General features: G+C 58.0%; 16 protein-coding genes. 8 read left to right on the forward strand and 8 right to left on the reverse strand.

What is annotated here, in order from left to right; translation table 11 throughout:
- Window positions 1–153 precede the first annotated feature (153 nt).
- Entirely contained in the window at window positions 154–1,947 is a 1,794-nt protein-coding gene (locus RBB82_RS17805; RefSeq protein WP_433972087.1) for an amidase, read from the reverse strand.
- Between the two features lie 365 nt (window positions 1,948–2,312).
- Here RBB82_RS17805 and RBB82_RS17810 point away from each other — a divergent pair, with 365 nt between their 5' ends.
- The gene (locus RBB82_RS17810) at window positions 2,313–3,638 is read left to right on the forward strand and encodes a lactonase family protein (RefSeq protein WP_433972088.1); all 1,326 of its coding nucleotides are present in this window, start codon (window positions 2,313–2,315) and stop codon (window positions 3,636–3,638) included.
- Window positions 3,639–3,704: 66 nt separating this feature from the next.
- Here the strand turns inward: RBB82_RS17810 and RBB82_RS17815 are convergent, their stop codons facing one another.
- Window positions 3,705–4,280, reverse strand: a complete 576-nt coding sequence (locus RBB82_RS17815) for a hypothetical protein (RefSeq protein WP_433972089.1) — start codon at window positions 4,278–4,280, stop codon at window positions 3,705–3,707.
- 166 nt (window positions 4,281–4,446) lie between these two features.
- On the opposite strand from RBB82_RS17815, the gene RBB82_RS17820 reads away from it, so the two are divergent.
- The gene (locus RBB82_RS17820) at window positions 4,447–4,941 is read left to right on the forward strand and encodes a hypothetical protein (RefSeq protein WP_433972090.1); all 495 of its coding nucleotides are present in this window, start codon (window positions 4,447–4,449) and stop codon (window positions 4,939–4,941) included.
- Window positions 4,942–4,997: 56 nt separating this feature from the next.
- Here RBB82_RS17820 and RBB82_RS17825 read toward each other — a convergent pair whose 3' ends face one another.
- The 4 genes from RBB82_RS17825 to RBB82_RS17840 form a co-directional block, all read right to left on the reverse strand.
- Window positions 4,998–6,467 (reverse strand): zinc dependent phospholipase C family protein, encoded by a 1,470-nt coding sequence (locus tag RBB82_RS17825; RefSeq protein ID WP_433975404.1) that lies wholly within the window; start codon window positions 6,465–6,467, stop codon window positions 4,998–5,000.
- A gap of 175 nt (window positions 6,468–6,642) precedes the next feature.
- Window positions 6,643–7,008, reverse strand: a complete 366-nt coding sequence (locus tag RBB82_RS17830) for a SnoaL-like domain-containing protein (RefSeq protein ID WP_433972091.1) — start codon at window positions 7,006–7,008, stop codon at window positions 6,643–6,645.
- A gap of 146 nt (window positions 7,009–7,154) precedes the next feature.
- On the reverse strand, window positions 7,155–8,453 hold the full coding sequence (locus RBB82_RS17835; protein ID WP_433972092.1) for a rhamnogalacturonan acetylesterase: 1,299 nt from the start codon (window positions 8,451–8,453) through the stop codon (window positions 7,155–7,157).
- Window positions 8,454–8,530: 77 nt separating this feature from the next.
- Window positions 8,531–9,001 (reverse strand): SRPBCC family protein, encoded by a 471-nt coding sequence (locus tag RBB82_RS17840; RefSeq protein WP_433972093.1) that lies wholly within the window; start codon window positions 8,999–9,001, stop codon window positions 8,531–8,533.
- 55 nt (window positions 9,002–9,056) lie between these two features.
- Between RBB82_RS17840 and RBB82_RS17845 the strand changes: the two genes are divergently transcribed.
- Window positions 9,057–9,377 carry an ArsR family transcriptional regulator gene (locus tag RBB82_RS17845; protein ID WP_433972094.1) on the forward strand — a complete coding sequence of 107 codons (321 nt, stop codon included), beginning with the start codon at window positions 9,057–9,059 and terminating at the stop codon, window positions 9,375–9,377.
- Between the two features lie 132 nt (window positions 9,378–9,509).
- Here the strand turns inward: RBB82_RS17845 and RBB82_RS17850 are convergent, their stop codons facing one another.
- Window positions 9,510–10,121 carry a D-sedoheptulose-7-phosphate isomerase gene (locus tag RBB82_RS17850; RefSeq protein WP_433972095.1) on the reverse strand — a complete coding sequence of 204 codons (612 nt, stop codon included), beginning with the start codon at window positions 10,119–10,121 and terminating at the stop codon, window positions 9,510–9,512.
- 180 nt (window positions 10,122–10,301) lie between these two features.
- Here RBB82_RS17850 and RBB82_RS17855 point away from each other — a divergent pair, with 180 nt between their 5' ends.
- Together RBB82_RS17855 and RBB82_RS17860 are read left to right on the forward strand one after the other, a co-directional pair.
- Complete coding sequence (locus tag RBB82_RS17855) at window positions 10,302–11,228, forward strand: alpha/beta hydrolase (protein ID WP_433972096.1); 927 nt, start codon at window positions 10,302–10,304, stop codon at window positions 11,226–11,228.
- Window positions 11,229–11,238: 10 nt separating this feature from the next.
- The gene (locus RBB82_RS17860) at window positions 11,239–11,514 is read left to right on the forward strand and encodes a hypothetical protein (RefSeq protein WP_433972097.1); all 276 of its coding nucleotides are present in this window, start codon (window positions 11,239–11,241) and stop codon (window positions 11,512–11,514) included.
- Window positions 11,515–11,789: 275 nt separating this feature from the next.
- Here the strand turns inward: RBB82_RS17860 and RBB82_RS17865 are convergent, their stop codons facing one another.
- Window positions 11,790–12,146 (reverse strand): cupin domain-containing protein, encoded by a 357-nt coding sequence (locus RBB82_RS17865; RefSeq protein WP_433972098.1) that lies wholly within the window; start codon window positions 12,144–12,146, stop codon window positions 11,790–11,792.
- A gap of 357 nt (window positions 12,147–12,503) precedes the next feature.
- Between RBB82_RS17865 and RBB82_RS17870 the strand changes: the two genes are divergently transcribed.
- From RBB82_RS17870 to glnD, 3 genes are all read left to right on the forward strand, one after another.
- A complete protein-coding gene (locus tag RBB82_RS17870) occupies window positions 12,504–13,871 on the forward strand; it encodes an ammonium transporter (RefSeq protein WP_433975405.1) in 1,368 nt (455 codons plus the stop codon).
- 44 nt (window positions 13,872–13,915) lie between these two features.
- Complete coding sequence (locus tag RBB82_RS17875; protein ID WP_183811189.1) at window positions 13,916–14,254, forward strand: P-II family nitrogen regulator; 339 nt, start codon at window positions 13,916–13,918, stop codon at window positions 14,252–14,254.
- 94 nt (window positions 14,255–14,348) lie between these two features.
- Window positions 14,349–16,982 (forward strand): [protein-PII] uridylyltransferase, encoded by a 2,634-nt coding sequence (gene glnD / locus RBB82_RS17880; protein ID WP_433972099.1) that lies wholly within the window; start codon window positions 14,349–14,351, stop codon window positions 16,980–16,982.
- The last annotated feature ends 106 nt before the right edge of the window (window positions 16,983–17,088 follow it).

Consider the following 17,088-nt stretch of genomic DNA (forward strand, 5'->3'; position numbering starts at 1 on the left):
CCATCCATCGCGATAGGGCTGCGGTGGATGGGGCATCTGGTTGGGTCCTGCCGGACGGGCCGCCTGCGCGGCGGGCGGCCACTTCGTGGCGTGTGTACCTTGTGTGGCTTGGGAGTTGCTTGGGGGCCTCGCGATGCTCGGCATGCAGTTTTGTTAGAAGCCGGGTGGGTTTTCTTGCGCTACGTTGAAGTGGCGTTCCATGGCCAGGCCTACGCTTGCGATGGTGCCTTCGTCGAAGAGACGGCCGATGAGAGTGACGCCGTGTGGGACGCGGCGTGGTGGCGAGAATTTTGGTAGAGGCTTGGATGGGTCTGGGGCCCAGTCGCTGCGGGCCTCGGAGACTTCGACGAAGCCTGCGCGGAGGGTGAGCGAGGGATGGCCGGTGAAGTTGGTGATGGTGAGGATCTCGTCGCGGAGGGAGGGGACGAGGAGGAGATCGACTTCGGCCATGATGCGCGCCATTTCGACGGCGACCATGCGGCGGAGGCGGTCGGCCTGGACGTAGTCGACGGCGGAGAGGAAGTGGGACTGGCGGAAGGTGTTGGGCCAGGCGTCGGGGACTTGTGCTTTGAGCTGGTCGACGTGGTGGTTGACGGTGATCTCTTCGAAGGCGGCGGCTGCTTCGGCGAAGAGGATGAGGTCGAGGTTGTCGTAGGGCCAGTCGGGGAGGGTGACTTCGACTGGTGTCATGCCTAACGTGGCGATGGCGGCCAGGGCGGCGCGGTCTACGTCGGTGGCGGGGGCTTCCTTCATCCACTGGGGGAAGTAACCGACTTTGAGATTTTTGATGGGAGCTTGCGCATCGAAGGCTAGTTTGCTGGGGACGCAGGAGACGTCTTTGTTGTCGGCACCGGTGATGGTGTTGAGGACGAGCATGGTGTCTTCGACGCTGCGGGCCATGGGGCCGAGTTTGTCGAGGGACCAGCAGAGGGTCATGGCTCCGGTGCGGGGGACGCGGCCGAAGGTGGGGCGAAGGCCGGTGACTCCGCAGCGCATGGAGGGGCTGACGATGCTGCCTCCGGTTTCGGAGCCGATGGCGAATGCGACGAGGCCAGCCGCGGTGGCGGCTCCGGGGCCTGCGCTGCTTCCGCTGGAGCCTTCTTCGGTGAGCCAGGGGTTCATGGTTTGGCCGCCGAACCAGACGTCGTTTAGGGCGAGGGCTCCGAGGCTCAGCTTTGCGATGAGGACTGCGCCTGCGGCGTTGAGGCGCTCGGTGACGGTGGCGTCGGCGGTGGGGATGCGGTGCTCGAAGGGCTCGGCGCCGTAGGTGGTGGGGATGTCTGCGGTGTCGAGGAGATCTTTTGCGCCCCAGGGGATGCCGTGGAGTGGGCCGCGGTAGTGGCCGGCGGCGATTTCGGCGTCGGCGGCTTTGGCTTGGGCGAGGGCGTGGTCGCGGGTAAGGGTGATGATGCAGTTGATCTTGGGATTTAACTGCTCGATGCGTTTGAGGTAGATCTCGGTGAGGCGGGTGCTGGTGAGTTTTCGGGTTTCGATCCAGCGGGAGAGATGGTGGACGGGAGCGAAGGCGATGGCTTCGTCGGTGGTGGGGAGTGGGGCGTCGGATTTGGTGCGGATGAACTCGTTTTTGGCGGGACCGGCGGTGGTGCCAGGGAGGACAGAGTTGACGGTGGAGTAGGGGACGGCGGTGGTGGGGATGGCGACTTTGCGTGGGCCGGTGCGGCGTTCGTAGAGAGGGGCCATTGCGCTGCGCCAGTTGCCGGCGGCCTGGGCGCGGTCTTTTTCGGTGAGCTCGTATTGGACGAGTTTTTCGGCTTCGGCGAAGGTGGTGGTGGTGACCTCAGGGCCGACAGCGGGAGAGGTGCCGAAGGCTGGTGGAGCGCCGGGAGTAGGTGGGGTGTTGGGAGTTTGTGCGAGGGTTGCGGTGGTGGCGGAGGCGAGCAGGGTGAGCGTGCTTTGGGTCAGGAATTCTCGGCGCGATTTCGACATTGGTTCCTCTGTTGGGGATTGTAGCGGGAGATGTGTGAGGAGATGTCATGGAGTGGTTTACTCGTAAAGCTCCGATGGTCAACTTGATGTACCCGCCTTCCAGAGAGAACGCATTCCAGACAGGAATGGTTGAGAAGACCACCCTTCTGAAACTGTCATCGACGCTCCTCGGTTCATCCATATGTGAAGTAGAGATGTGAGGCAGCGCGTGCCGTTCGTTGCGATGGAATTTCTACGAGTGCTCTTGCGACCGGAGGCATGTTATTTCTGCGTCTCCCTGGAATAAAAACCGGATGTGTCAGTTAACTTCGTTGCGCGCACTGGCACTAAGAGCTTCTCTGCCAAAAGAATCTGGAGAATAAGTAATGAAGAAGCTGTGCTTGTTTGTGTCTCTAACATTGTTCCCGCTTGGTCTGTCGTCACTGTTCCTAACAGGTTGTAGTAGCAATGGATATGGGGCGACTGCCTCGCCCACGCCAACTCCAACTCCCTCCCCAACACCCACGCCCACTCCAACTCCCTCCCCAACGCCCACGCCAACTCCAACTCCCTCCCCAACACCCACGCCCACTCCAACTCCCTCGCCCACTCCAACTCCCTCGCCCACTCCCACTCCAACGCCAACTCCGACTCCTCAGCCTGTGCTCGTGCCTCAATTCGCCATCGTTGCGAACCGAGATGGAGATACTCTTTCCACCTACCTAATCAACTCTTCTACGGGGGAGCTTCGTAACAGCGGAAGTGTCGCGAGTGGAGGCACTGGACCGATTGCGCTTGCCGTGGATCCTGCCGGCCATTTTGCTTATGTTGCGAACTTGATAGTTGGTGGAGGCGGAGTTGGCGGTGGTGGCATATCTGCGTTCGCTATCAATGCGGATACTGGAGTTTTGACGCCAGTGGGCTCACCGGCCGCTGCTGGCGACGGACCCCGCACTGTCGTCGTGCACCCCAGCGGAAGATTTCTTTATGGCACCAGCTTGCTTTCGAATAATATCTTCGCCTACTCCATCGATCCCAGTACTGGCGCTCTGCTCCCGATCGGATCTCCAATAGCCACAGGGCAAGCGCCTGTATCTCTGTCCCTGGATCCTGCTGGGAAGTTCGCTTACGTCGTAAATTCAGACGACAATACGATATCGGTGTACACGATCGACCCAAACACAGGCACTCTGACGGCATCGGGAAAGCCTGTCCCTGTTGTTGGGTTCGATCCGACGATCATGATGGTGCATGTCTCTGGTAAGTTTGCATACCTTACCAATGTCGTCTCCCAAACTATCTCCGTGTTTGCGATTGATTCCATCAGTGGAGCGCTTGCACCGCTTGGCGACCCAATCACCAGCTGCGGGAATCTCCCGACAGCAATAGCAGAAGATCCGAGTGGGAGGTTTCTTTATGTTTCGAACGTAGGCACGGGAGATATTTGCGCGTTCACGGTTGATTCGGCAACCGGTGCACTCTCTTCGATCGGTTCGCGAGTGATAGCAGGAGACGCGCCGAACTCAATGAATGTAGACCCCTCCGGCAGGTATTTATTCGTAGGCAATGCCGGATCCGACAGTGTGTCAATATTCGCGATTGATCCAAACACTGGTACGCTCTCCTCCGCAGGAGCGCCAATACCTACCGGTAAGACGCCGTTCTCAGTGGTTACGATCGCGAAGCTTATTACTCCTCCTGCTTCGAACTGATGTCTTGACCGGGCTTATCGGTAGTTGCGCTGGTGCTGGATAGGTTTTCTCTCGAAGGCGGTGTGGCTAGTCGGGGACCTGCCAGCCTACTGGGGATTGGGCTAGGACGATGGTGTCGGTGGCCTGGCTGGTGGTGGCGTGGGCCATGGTGGGGAAGGCGGCCTGGATGTCGTGGCTTTCGGCCCAGACGGGGACTTCCTTCATGGTGTAGGTGTAGGTGACGGTGGTTTCTTTGAAGCCGTTGTTGACGGCGATGGGCGTGAAGCTGTTGATGCCGGTGACCTCGCGGTGACCGTAGCAGAAACGTGGAGCGTAGCGGGTTCCGGCGGGGGCGACGGTGTAGCGGCTGACGTGAATGCTGGTCTCGACGGTTTTTTCGAGGAGGAGGTTCTTGACCAGGGTGTCCATCTGTTTGGTTATTGCGGGGTCGCTGGTCTCGAAGGGGAAGCGCGTGTCGGTGAGGAGGCAGGCTGGGTGGTCGAGGTAGTGGTTGTTGATGCCGAGGGTGAAGTTGGCGGGGGTGGCGGCGGCTTTGCCGGTGTCGTTGCAGCCTAAGGTAAAGACGAGTGCAGCAATGGTTAGAAGGCTTAGGGCGGTGGCTGCGAGTGAGGGCGAGACGGATTTGGCTGGAACGATTTTCATCGCTTCTCCTATTAATCTACTAGTTGGATGCATGCGCGGAGGTGAGAGAGTTGAGGTATCTGTATCTGCAGATGGTGCAGATTTTTTTTTGACATCTGCCCGGGTGACACGCTATGTGCGGAAGCCTGCTAATTAAACGCAACGAAAAGCAAGCGGAGGAAGTTTGATGAAGGTAATACGAGTGTTGCTGGTGACGACGTTTGTTTTGGGGACGCTGAACGCGATGGCGCAGGCGCCTGCAGATGCCAATACGGGGCGACCGGTGACCGATGACGACATTGCGGTTTTGCGACAGGATATTCAGGCTGATAAGACCGAGATTATCACTCGCAATATGCAGTTCACAGACGAGCAGTCGAAGGCTTTCTGGCCGGTTTATCGAAACTACGCGCATGAACAGCAGGTGATTGGGGACCAGCGGGTCTCGTTGATCAAAGACTATGCGGCAAACTACGACCATATTGATGATGTTCAGGCTCAGTCGTACATCACCCGGGCTTTGAAGTTCGAGGAGGACGGTTTGAAGCTGCGGAAGAGCTATGTGGCGAAGTTCGAGAAGGCGATCGGAGCGAAGCAGACGGCGAAGTTTTACCAGGTGGACAGCCGGTTGACTTTGTTGGTGAATGTGCAGTTGGCGGCCTTGTTGCCAATCATCAAGTAGAGGAGCGAAGGAGGGCGGATGGTGACCGCCCTCCTTTTTCTGCGTGCTTGTTCGGCCTATTCGGCCAGGATTTCGTCCGGGATTGGGTCCAGTTCGCCGATGGTCTTCATGGTGGCCAGGGTTTTGAGATTGGTCTGAACCTGCTCCCACTTTTGCGGATCGTTTTTTGTTGTGATGGGGGATTGAGGGTCGGCGTAGTAGGCAATGAGGTCGTGCTTGAGCTGGTTGGGAACGACGTTGGATGGGTTTTTCGTGATTACGGCGAGCAGCTTGGCGTAGGTGATGTCGGTGAGTGGGTAGCCGCCGGGTTGGACGACGTCTCCGGTGTCGAGATCGCGGTTGGAGATGTAGTGGTCGATGGAGTCGTAGTTGGTGAGGACGCGGCGCAGGGCGATGATGGAGTGGTTCACGCTCTTGATGTAGAGATCCTCGGTCTGCTGAGTGGGTCCCTTGATGGCCAGAAGTTTGAGAGTGCCGACTTTGGGGAGGATGTAGATGAATCCGGCGTAGAGGTGGCTGCGGAAGCCGGGAGTCTTGCGATATTTCTCCCATTCGTTGTCGGCTGATGCCTGGATGAGATCGGCTCGCAGGGTGTCGAGATCGGGGCTGGGAGTGTCGGCGGGGAAGCTGCTTTTGTGAAGGATGGTTTCGGCGCGGGCGATGTTGGGAAGGAAGCGGCGAACGGCGTAGCGGTAGATGTGGATGGAGGTTTCTTTGCTTCCGATGATGTCGGGGAGGCGAAGCCCGTAGGTTTCGAAGAAGGCAGTGCGGAGAAGTGGCATTGGAACTTCGAGGCCGACGTGTTGGAGGTAGGCGGATGGTGCGAAGCGGCGTTTGCTGAGCTGGTTGATGTCGAAGGCGAACTCGGTCTGGACGTGTGCGTGGGGATTTTCGGCGTAGTTGACGGAGGGGCCGTACTTCTTTTCGAGCTTGGGGAACTCGATTGGGACGGATTGGTTGACGGCGTATTTGTGACCGAAGTTGTCGCCGATGTAGTGGGAGAGAGAGCCGATGGCGAAGGCGAGCTCATCGGCGGTCTTTGCGTTGTGAAGGAGGGAGAGGACGAAGTCGCCGGAGCGGACGTAGTGGGTGAGCTCGGAGAAGAAGGCGTTGCCGAAGGGATAGTAGCCGAAGTCCTGAATGGCGCAGCCGCCGTAGGCGTAGGCGTGAGCCTCCTGGAGCTGAGCTTCCGTGAGAGTGGGGTATTTCTTGAGAAGAAGAGGACGGATGGTCTGTTTCCAGGCAAGGTCGATGAGTTCCTGATGGGTTTGGACCGAGTAGGGGACGGCGGGAGTCGCCGTGAGAAGCAGTGCGAGGGAGGCTAGCGTTTTGAGGAGGGTAGAGCGGCGTGAGGTGGGAATGAGTAGGCCCCTAGTAATGCGGTCGTGCTTGTTCCTCTCATACTTTACATAGCTCGAAGGAGAGTAAGGAAGATCTACGCATCGCGAGGGAGAGTGTAGGGTTGCGGGACTAAGACAACGCGGAGGTCTCTCGATTGCGCGATGGACGGTGAGGCTGTCCATCACTTCGGTCAAGATGACGATTTTTGAGGCGTAAAAATAATTCAGATCATACGATCAAAGGCGAAAGTATCTCAGGTCATAGTCAAAATGTCGCTCCTCTGCGCGACTCACGATGACACTGTGAGTCGCCTTCATTTGCTAAGCGTAGAGGAGTGATATCTGTTGTCGCTTGTTTGTTTTACATGTCGTAGAAGAACTCTTCGTAGACGACTTTGCCGTCTTTTACCTTGTAGACTCCGACTTCTTCCATTGTGAAGCGTTTGTTCTGGGGTTTGAAGGTGACGTCGAGTTTGAAGGTGACGGCGAAGTGTGATCCGGCTACGAGTGGACCCTCGACCGTGGCGCCATGCACCTCATGATTTTCTTCCCACCACTTTCCCTTGGCCTTCACGGCGTCCAGACCCTTGGACTCGCGGGATCCTCCCGGAGGTGCTCCGGCTTCCATGCTTACGACGTCGTCTGAGTAGAGGCTACCGACTGCTTCGGCGAACTTACCTTCTTTACATAGCTTCACCAGTTGATTGGCTAGTTCCTGGGTGGTCATGTGAGTCTCCTTTTTAGTTGGGTTCTCGTTCTTCGAGCGCAGCCAGCATAATGCAATTGGCGTGCCCCTGGTTTTGTGAGGGTCAGCGCCACTCTCTGTGATTTGCTATCGCTCTTGCATCCTTGGACTGCTAGCTCTGGCAGTGGTTAGGTTTGGCCCACTTTAGTTGGGTCCGATTTAATGAGAATTGGTGTTGCGGGAAGATGAAAATCCGGTTGAGAGTCGGGATGGGCCGGGTTGAAGTCGGGTACGGTTGGGTCAAGGAACTTGACGATGGGAAGGTTGGATTCGCGAATGCCGTGGACGATGCAGCGGGCAAGCTCGTAGGCGCCGTAGCTGTTGAAGTGAGTGTCGTCGTCAATGGCTTTGGGCTGGTTCGCGTAGGCATTGGCGGGGTAATGCATGAAGGCTTTGATGCTGCCTTCGGGGCCAAGGGTTTCAAAGAGGGTTTTGCTCATGGCGTTGAGGTCGATGAGGGCTACTTTTTGCTGGGCTGCGACTTCGCGCATGGCGTCGGGGTAGCCGCCGAAGGAGTTGGTGATGTGGCCGGAGTCGTCGAAGGTGCGACGGTTCATGGAGGTGACGAGGACGGGAGTTGCGCCTTTGGCGCGGGTCTGGGCGATGTAGTCGGCGAGGAGCCGCTTGTAGTCGTCGAGGGATACGGCGCCGGGTTTCATGTCGTTGTGGGCGAACTGGATGAAGAGGTAGTCGCCGGATTTGATGGTGGACATGATCTTGTCGAGACGCTTTTCGGTGACGAAGCTGCGGGTGGTCTCGCCGGATTCGGCGTGGTTGGCGATGACGACGCCGGGAAGGAAGAAGCGTGGAAGCATCTGGCCCCAGGCGGCCCAGGGCTCGTAGTACTGGTCGACGACGGTGGAGTCGCCGGCGAGGTAGATGGTGGGCTCGTTGGGGATGGGTTCGATGGAGATGGAGCGGACGCTTGGGTGTTCGCCGTTGAACTCCAGGGTGAGTTTGTGGTCCCAGTTGAGGATGCCTTGCTCACGGTCTTTGAGTTTGACGCGGTTGTCGGGGTTGCTGGCGATCTCAGGGTAGCGGACGTTGGTGTCGAACGAGCGCGTGAGGGAGGCGTTCGGCGCGGTGGGGATCTTTTCGAGCATGAGGCGGCGGCCTTCTGCGCGCACGGTGGTGACGGAGGCTTGTGGGCCGCCGAGGATGACGGTGACGCGGTAGTTGCCTTCGGGGATGGCGACGGAGAAGAAGAAAGGCTCATCGCTGGTGCAGGAGTTTCCGGAGATTTCGGGTGAGGCGATGAGGTCGAAGCCTGCGGTGGTGTCGGTGAAGCGAGAGGTGGGGCTGAGGGTCGCGAACATGCGGTTGGCGGGGCCGCAGGCGTACTTCATGAGGGCGAGGTTGGGGGCTTGTGCGTGGGAGGCGATCGTGAGGGTGGCAAGGGTGGCGAGGGTAGGGAAGATTCGTCGCACGGGATTCTCCAGAAACTTTTTCAAATGGGAATCGTATCACCTCAGTGTCATTTGCCTTTGAGTCTGCTGCTGACCGCTTAGAAGAAGTTCTTGCGGAGGTTGATCTCGTACTCGAGGAAGGCTTTGAGGCAGCAACTCATTTGGGTCCAGCCCATGCAGTTGCCATAGGAGCCGTCGAGACTCTGCTGAGTTTCGCGCCAGCCGGATTCGACGATGCGGACGAGGGTATTGGCGGGACCTAGCGACTCAAAGGTCATCTCGACGGTGGTCTTGTAGTCGATCGGCGGAGGCAGCTTGTTTTCGGTTGGCGGCTCATAGGCGGGCCACTCGAAGATGATCTGTTGGTTGGGTGTGACTTTCTTTACGGTAACGGGGCAGTCGCCGGGATAGTCGGCGAAGCGCCAGATGACAGTGGTTCCTTCGGTGAGCGGGGCGCTGGCGCCTCCGGTTGTGAAGTAGGTGCTGAGCTTGGTCGGGTTGTAGACGGCGTCGAAGACCTCGGCGATAGGCTTCTGGATCTTGGTCTGGATTTGAAATTTGAGTTGCATCGCGTGGTTCACCTCGGAATGGAGTGCTAACCTTTATAGGTTATATTTTTATAACATGTCAAAAAAAGATCCACGAGGCGCAGTTTATAAAGCGTTGGCCGATGATCGGCGGCGGAAGATTTTGGATCTGTTGAAGGATGGGCCGAAGACGACGGGGGAGTTATGCGCGCACTTCAAGCGGGTGGATCGGTGTACTGTGATGCAGCATCTTGGTGTGTTGGAGGAGGCTGAGCTGGTAATTGCCAAGCGGGAGGGACGGAACCGATGGAATTATTTGAACGTCGTTCCGGTGCAGGAGATCTACGATCGCTGGATCAGCCAGTATGCGCGGCCTTCGGTGGAGTTGCTGACGAGGCTGAAGCGGGATCTTGAGTAAAAGGAAACAGACGCCAGATCTGCGGTATTTGGAACAACGAAGAGAAAAGCGAAATACAGGGATCCTTCGCTGTGCTCAGGGTGACGAGCGTTCAAACCGATGCAGGTTTAATGCGAGTGGCTTACGCACAGGCTATTCGCTGAGGATTTGAGGCTTTTTGTCGAAGTCGTGGCCGAAGGTGAAGCGCTCGACGAGCATGCAGAAGATGTGTTCGAGGGCGAGGTGCGACTCCTGGATGTTCATGGTGACGGCGGAGGGGATGACGATGTTGTAGTCGCAGAGAGGGGCCATGTGGCCGCCGTCGTTGCCGGTGAGGCCGATGGTGGGGATGCCGATGATCTTGGCTTGGGTGATGGCTCGGATGAGGTTTTTGGAGTTGCCGGAGGTGGAGATGGCGAGGAAGATGTCGCCGGGTTGGCCGAGGGCTTCGAGCTGACGGGAGAAGAGGTGGTCGAAGCCGTAGTCGTTGCCGGCGGCGGTGAGGATCGACGTGTCGGTGGTGAGGGCGATGGCGCGGAGGGCGGGACGGTTGACGGTGAGGCGGACGACGAACTCGGCGACGAGGTGCTGTGCGTCGGCGGCGGAGCCACCGTTGCCGGCGACGAGGAGTTTGTGGCCGGATTGCATGGCCTTTGCTGTGAGTTCGGCGACGGTGACGAGAGTATGGATGATGGTTTCGTCGGCGAGGACGGCTTGCATGGTGGCGATGGATTGAGCGAGCTGCTTTTGTACCAGTTGCTTCATGAACTCTCCGGCGTGGCCTTGGGTGCTGGTGCAAGGGTACGGGATGGGTGGGGGTAATGTCGAAGGTGTGATCGTTGGGGGTGGTGAGGTTTTACGCGCGAGCTTGCCTGGCGGGGTTTGGTGAGGTGGTTGTACCATTGCTTCCGTTGGCGTCTTGTACAGCGCTACGGGGGATGACGCGTGGTGAAGGGCTTTCTTGGCTGTTTCGTTTTTGCAGTGATGTTGGGTGGCGTGGGGTTTGGGCAGCGAGTGGCGGCACCGGCTGTGACGGGAGCTGCGGCGAGTGGGAAGACGGTGTTGTTGTGGCCGGATGGGGCTCCGGGGGCGCAGGGGAGTGAGGATATTGATAGGCCTGCCCTAACGATATTTGTAGCGCCGGGCGAGAATGCTACGAAGACGGCTGTGGTGATTGCGCCAGGTGGTGGGTACGAACATCTGTCGTGGACAAAGGAAGGAACGGACTTTGCGCAGTGGATGAATGCGCGTGGTGTGACGGCGTTTGTTCTGCAGTACAGGTTGGGGCAGAAGTATCACTATCCTGTTGAGCTGGAAGATGCGCAGCGGGCGATTCGATGGGTACGGGCGCATGCGGCGGAGTATGGCGTGGCGGCAGATCATATTGGGATGATGGGTTTTTCGGCGGGTGGTCATTTGACCGCGACGGCAGGGACGCACTTTGATGATGGGAGGGCGGGGGACGCGGATGTTGTGGAGCGGCAGGGAAGTAAACCTGACTTTCTGCTGCTGGCTTATCCGGTGATTACGTTTGAAGAGCCAGCGGTGCATAGCGGGTCGAAGAAGTATTTGTTGGGGGCCGATCCTGATCCGAAGTTGGTTGAGTTGCTGTCGGACGAGACGCAGGTGACAAAGGATACGCCGCCGACATTTTTATTTGCGACGACCGATGACAAGACTGTTCCGGTGATGAACAGCGTGATGTTTTATTCGGCGCTGGTGAAGGCGGGAGTTCCGGCAGAGATGCATCTGTTTCAGCACGGTTCGCACGGAGTGGGACTGGCTGCAACGAATCCGGAGTTGAGTGTGTGGCCGGATCTGATGGCGAAGTGGATGAGGGAGCGCGGATATATGGCTGCGGCTTCGCAGTAGGGAGCGAGCGATGACGGTCGAGGAGTTTTTGGAGACAGAGGCGGATGAGTTTCATGGGGCTCTGCTGGCTCTGTGGTGGGATGGGAAGGGCGACTGGACGAAGGCGCATGAGATTGCGCAGGATGTTGCAGGGGCGGATGGCGCGTGGGTGCATGCTTATCTGCATCGCAAGGAGGGTGACGTGGGGAATGCTGGTTATTGGTATCGGCGGGCGGGTCGGGATGTGGTGCGGGGAGATTCGAGGGTGGAGTGGGTAGCGATTGTGACGGAGATGCTTGGGCGTTGATGTCGGGTAGCTCGCGGTTTAGGTGAGTGTGCCCATCCTGGCGGAATGCGTTGAAGATGGGCACGGCGGGTGTTTTCGCTGCTGCCGTGATTTTTTGTGGCTACGACAGAGATGCAGATGCGGGGCTCTTCACTGCGCGATGGACGGTACTACTGTCCATCGCTTCGGTCGAGATGACGATCATTTTCTAATCATCATTTTTTACTGGCGCCAAATTCTCGGGTTGGAAAGATTCGCATTCAACTCAGAGTGCAACAGCCGAGTTTGCCTGTTGGCTAGCGGAGGTAGCTGTCGTCTTTCTCGATCCAGTTCTGGCGGGGTGGGGCGAAGATGTCGAAGTTGATCGTGTCTTCAAGGGCTTCGGCGGAGTGAGCGAGGTTGCCAGGGATGACGAGGATCTGTCCTGACTTGACGACGTGGGTTGTGCCGTCGCCCATCACGAAGCGGAGAGCGCCATGGAGGATGAAGGCCAGTTGTTCGTTGGCGTGTGAGTGGGTAGGAACGACGCAGCCCTTGCTAAGGACGATGCGGGAGAGCATGGCCTGGGTGCCAGTGACGAATTGACGGATGAGGAGTGGGTTGAGCTGCTCTTTTTCAACTTCGTTCCAACTGTAGAGAGTTGCGGTCGACATGGTAGATGCCTTTCGAAGAATGAGTGCTGGTACGTGACGCCTGTGGGAATAATTTCTCGCTTTGTGTTGCGCGCTCCCTTGTGTAGAGTAAAGCGAACCGGGGCGGTGCGGCGGGTGCTTCGCTACTTTCGCTCCTTTCGCTCTTCATGACGTGTGAAGATTGAGTCGTAGGCTGCCAGATTGGCGAATTGACGGCGTATCTCTTCTTTCCTTGCAACTTTCGTTTATTTTGAAATGACTAACTTTGAAACGGGTGATTGAATCATGCGTCTTCCAGTAGCGAAGGTGTTTTCTGTTTTTCTGTTTGCGCTGATCGTTCTGATGATCGGCGGGTCGGTTGTGGGTGGAGCGCGGGTGATGGCCCAGACTGTGGTCCAGACGGCTGCTCCTGCGGCGACGAGCCAGGCGGATCGGATTGCTGCGCTGGAGAAGCAGAGTGCGGATAATGCTGCATTGGTGGCGGCGGCGCAGTCGGCTGGGGATAACGCCTGGATGCTGGTTTCGGCGGCGCTGGTGTTGATGATGAGCGGGCCGGGTCTGGCGTTGTTCTATGGCGGCCTGGTGCGAAAGAAAAATATTCTGGGCACGATGATGCAGACCTTCGCGATGATGGCGGTTATCACTGTGCTCTGGGCATTTGTGACGTATTCGCTGGCGTTTGGCGAGGGCAATGCGTTTATCGGCGGGCTGCACAATGTATTTTTGAAGGGTGTTGGGCTGGCGCCGGATGTGAAGTATGCTGCGACGATTCCGCTGCAGACGTTCATGGTGTATCAGCTGATGTTTGCGATTATTACGCCGGCGCTGATTACGGGTGCGTTTGCAGAGCGGATGAAGTTTTCGGCGATGCTGGTGTTTATGGTGTTGTGGGCGCTGATTGTGTATAGCCCGATGGCACATATGGTGTGGGGCAAGGGCGGTCTTTTGAATGCTTCGCTGGGCGGACGATTTCCTTGTCTGGACTTCGCTGGTGGGACCGTGGTGCATGTAACCTCAGGGGTCTCGGCGTTGGTGACTGCGCTCTATTTGGGGAAGAGGCTTGGGTATCCGAAGGTGCCGATGCCGCCGCACTCGGTGGTGTTGAGCTTTATTGGCGCATGTCTGCTGTGGGTGGGCTGGTTCGGGTTTAATGCGGGTTCGGCGCTGAGCGCTGGGACGCTGGCGACGTCGGCGTTTGTGGCAACACACTTCGGCGCTGCAGCTGCGGCGATTGGCTGGAGCATCGCAGAGTGGATTCGCCAGGGTAAGCCGTCGGCGCTGGGTGCGATTTCGGGCGCGGTGGCGGGGTTGGTGGCGATTACTCCGGCTTCGGGCTTTGTGACGCCGATGTCGGCGCTTTGGATTGGGCTGATTGCCGGTGTGTTCTGCTATTTGATGGTCGTGAAAGTGAAAGCTGCGTTTGGCTATGACGATTCGCTGGATGCATTTGGCGTGCACGGGGCGGGCGGGACGATCGGAGCGTTGTTGACGGGTGTTTTTGCAAACAGCGTGATTAACCCGATCTTCGGGGCAGGGAAGGCTACCGGGCTTCTCGAGGGCAATGGTCATCAGTTGCTGAATCAGATCATTGGCGTGGCGATTGCGTGGAGTTTGTCGATTGTGGGGACGCTGGTGATCCTGTTCATCGTCGATAAACTGATCGGGCTTAGAGTGAGCGAAGAGGCGGAGCGCGAAGGATTGGATCTTTCGCAGCACGGCGAAGAAGGGTACGATTGGGCGCACTAAAATTCTTGTCGGTAGAACGATTGGGTTGAGAGGAAGATACGGATATGCAGAAGATTGAAGCGGTGATTCAGCCGTCGAAGCTGGACGCGGTGAAGGATGCGCTGGTGGAGATTGGCGTTGAGGGGATGACGATCACCGAGGCTCGGGGGCATGGGCGGCAGAAGGGACATACAGAGTTCTACCGCGGGCGCGAGTACTCGGTTGATTTGCTGCCGAAGGTGAAGCTGGAGGTTGTGGTCGCGGACGAGATGCTGGATAAGGCGATACTGGCGATCACAGGCGCGGCACGGACAGGAACGATCGGGGATGGAAAGATCTTTATCTCGAAGATTGATGAGGCGATTCGAATTCGTAACGATGAGCGTGGCGAGATTGCGCTCTAGACAGCTGGCAGATGAAGTTTCAGATTGACGCTATAGCCGTGCGGGGATGGGCGCGGCTGGCTGTATGCTTAAGGTTCTTTCGAGCAAAATAGCCATGCAGGGAAATGAACCCACAAGCGGGATGCGCGGAGTGTACCAGCGGAAGATGCTGGAGGTTCGTGGTGCGTTCGAGGCGGGTGGCGCTTCGGGTGCGGTGACGATTGCGGCGCGGGCGGCAGCGTTGGACGAGTTGGTAAAGAGGCTGTGGGCGCAGGCGATGGAGCAGGATTCGCGGCTGCGAACCGGGATAGCTTTGGTGGCGGTGGGTGGTTATGGGCGCCGGGAGCTGTTTCCTTATTCGGATGTTGACCTGCTTTTTCTGCTCGATAGCAAAGTGCCGGAGAAGGACGTCAAAGATGCGATTCGGCGCGTGAATCAAGAGATGTGGGACTGCGGGATTCGGGTTGCGCCGGCGACGCGGAAGCTGGCGGAGTGCGAGAAGTTCGATCCGGAGAATGCGGAGTTTGCGCTGTCGCTGCTGGACCATCGGCTGGTGACTGGCGATGAGGCTCTATATGGGAGCTTTGCTGGGCAAAGTGTGCCGAAGCTGTTGCAGCGGGAGCATAAAGCAGTGATGATTCGGCTGCTGGAGATGACGCGCGCTCGTCATGCGAAGTATGGGGATACGTTGTTTCACCTGGAGCCGAATATCAAGGACTGTCCCGGCGGCTTGCGGGACGTGCATGTGTGCGGGTGGATGACCAAGCTGATAGAAGCCGCGGAGTTGGCGCAAAAGAAAGGCAGCGAGGCGAAAGGCGTTTCAGCCGCTGATGGAGATGAGTTTCGCAAGGCGGTGGATTTTCTGTGGCTGGTTCGGTGTTTTCTACACTACCGGCACGAGCGGGACGATAACACGCTGGACTGGCAGGCGCAGGATGCAGCGGCTGAGGATGCGGTCGGATTGAAGGGGCGCAAGCCGAAGAAGGCGGATGCTGCGTATTGGATGCGGCTCTATTTTCGTCATGCGAGGAGCGTTGAACGGCGAGTGGAGCAGATGTTGGACGAGGTGCCGGCGCCTTCGAAGCTGCTGGGCTTGAAACGGGAGCGCAAGATCGAGGTGACGCAGCATGGGTTTCGCCTGGAGCGCGGACGGGTGATGCTGCAGTCGGCGGCAGAGTTTGGGCATGATCCGGCGGAGGACCCGGATGTTGTGCTGCAGGTGTTTGCGGCGATGGCGAAGACCGGGGTGACTCTGGGACGAGACGCGGAGGAGCGGCTGTCGGAGGGATTGCCGCTGCTGTCGGCTCAACTGGAGGAGGGACCTGCGCTATGGCATCACCTGCAGGGAGTTTTGACTGGGATTCATGCTGGAGATGCGTTGCGGTCGATGCATGCGCTTGGCGTATTGGAACTGCTGATTCCTGAGTTCCATGGGATCGACGCGCTGGTGATTCGGGATGCGTACCACCGGTATACGGTCGATGAACACACGTTTGTGCTGATCGATACGCTGCATGGATTGGAGAGCGCGCAGTCGGGTGGAATGGCGGAGTGGGCGACACGGTTTGGTGGGGTGTTGCGTGAGCTGCCGCATCCGGGTTTGTTGTATCTGGCTGCGTTATTGCATGACACCGGGAAGGGTCGGAGCACTGGAGACCATACACGGGAGAGCGCTCGGATGGCGGAGAGTGTGCTTGAACGGCTGGAGTTGGATACGTATGAGAGCGGCCTGGTGGTAAGCCTGATTACGAACCATCTGGAGATGTCGGCTGCGCTGCGGAGAGATATCTTCGACGCCGAGACGGTGAGGGCGTTTGCAGGGAAGATGCAGACGCCGGAGGCATTGCGGATGCTGACGTTGTTTACGTATGCGGATATCAACGCGGTGCATCCGGATGCGTTAACTCCGTGGAAGGCGGAGAATCTGTGGCGGCTCTATATCGCGACGGCGAACTACCTGGATCGCAGTGTGGATGATGAGCGGTTGGGCGCGCAGGAGGAGAGCGAGCTGGTTCATCGTGTGGTGGCGTTGTTGCCGGGGCAGAAGGCTGCTGTACGGGAGTATCTGGAGGGGTTTCCAGAGCGGTATGTGCTGACGAGAACGCCGGAGCAGGTTCGGACGCATTTCAAGATGGCAACGGGATTTGCAGGTGATCCGGTGCAGCTGGACTTTCGTTATGCGGCGACGGTGAGCGAACTGACGCTGGTGACGCGGGATCGGCCGCAGCTATTTGCAACCATGGCAGGAGTGCTGGCGGCGTGGGGCATGAATATCGTAACGGCGGATGCGTTTTCGAATCGGCAGGGTGTCGTGGTGGATTCGTTCCGGTTTACCGATGGCTTTCGAACGCTGGAGATGAATGCTTCGGAGCATGAGGTGTTCGTGAAGAGTGTTCATGATGTGATGACCGGCGCGGTGTCGGTGGAGAAGCTGCTGAGCGGGCGACGACGTGGGAGACGAAAGGCTCCGCTGGTGGTGGTGGAGACGCGGGTTGAGTTTGATGATGAAGCTTCGTCGCACAGCACGCTGTTGGAGGTGGTGGCGCAGGATACAACCGGGCTGTTGCGGGCGTTGAGTCTGACCTTGGCGGCGCAGAGTTGCAATATTGAAGTGGCTCTTGTGGATACGGAGGGAGAGACGGCGATCGACGTCTTTTATCTGACTCGTGGAGGAGCGAAGTTGGATAAAGACGAGGAAGTGGTGCTGCGACAGGCGCTGTTACAAGCTATCGAAGAGAATGCTCGCTAAGTTTGAGGCTGGTATCGCATGAGACTGTAATGTTTCAGCCGCGGACTACTATTTTTGCTAGTCGGTTTGCGAGAAAGTGAACGAAATAAGTTATGCGACGCGCGCA

The sequence above is a fragment of the Tunturiibacter lichenicola genome, from assembly GCF_051013355.1.
Classification (GTDB): domain Bacteria; phylum Acidobacteriota; class Terriglobia; order Terriglobales; family Acidobacteriaceae; genus Edaphobacter; species Edaphobacter lichenicola_F.

Bases quoted from the DNA above. Each gene is read 5' to 3' on its own strand.
- RBB82_RS17805 (WP_433972087.1), bottom strand. From the start codon at position 1,947: ATGTCGAAATCGCGCCGAGAATTCCTGACCCAAAGCACGCTCACCCTG.
- RBB82_RS17810 (WP_433972088.1), top strand. From the start codon at position 2,313: ATGAAGAAGCTGTGCTTGTTTGTGTCTCTAACATTGTTCCCGCTTGGT.
- RBB82_RS17815 (WP_433972089.1), bottom strand. From the start codon at position 4,280: ATGAAAATCGTTCCAGCCAAATCCGTCTCGCCCTCACTCGCAGCCACC.
- RBB82_RS17820 (WP_433972090.1), top strand. From the start codon at position 4,447: ATGAAGGTAATACGAGTGTTGCTGGTGACGACGTTTGTTTTGGGGACG.
- RBB82_RS17830 (WP_433972091.1), bottom strand. From the start codon at position 7,008: ATGACCACCCAGGAACTAGCCAATCAACTGGTGAAGCTATGTAAAGAA.
- RBB82_RS17840 (WP_433972093.1), bottom strand. From the start codon at position 9,001: ATGCAACTCAAATTTCAAATCCAGACCAAGATCCAGAAGCCTATCGCC.
- RBB82_RS17845 (WP_433972094.1), top strand. From the start codon at position 9,057: ATGTCAAAAAAAGATCCACGAGGCGCAGTTTATAAAGCGTTGGCCGAT.
- RBB82_RS17850 (WP_433972095.1), bottom strand. From the start codon at position 10,121: ATGAAGCAACTGGTACAAAAGCAGCTCGCTCAATCCATCGCCACCATG.
- RBB82_RS17860 (WP_433972097.1), top strand. From the start codon at position 11,239: ATGACGGTCGAGGAGTTTTTGGAGACAGAGGCGGATGAGTTTCATGGG.
- RBB82_RS17865 (WP_433972098.1), bottom strand. From the start codon at position 12,146: ATGTCGACCGCAACTCTCTACAGTTGGAACGAAGTTGAAAAAGAGCAG.
- RBB82_RS17870 (WP_433975405.1), top strand. From the start codon at position 12,504: ATGGCCCAGACTGTGGTCCAGACGGCTGCTCCTGCGGCGACGAGCCAG.
- RBB82_RS17875 (WP_183811189.1), top strand. From the start codon at position 13,916: ATGCAGAAGATTGAAGCGGTGATTCAGCCGTCGAAGCTGGACGCGGTG.
- glnD (WP_433972099.1), top strand. From the start codon at position 14,349: ATGCAGGGAAATGAACCCACAAGCGGGATGCGCGGAGTGTACCAGCGG.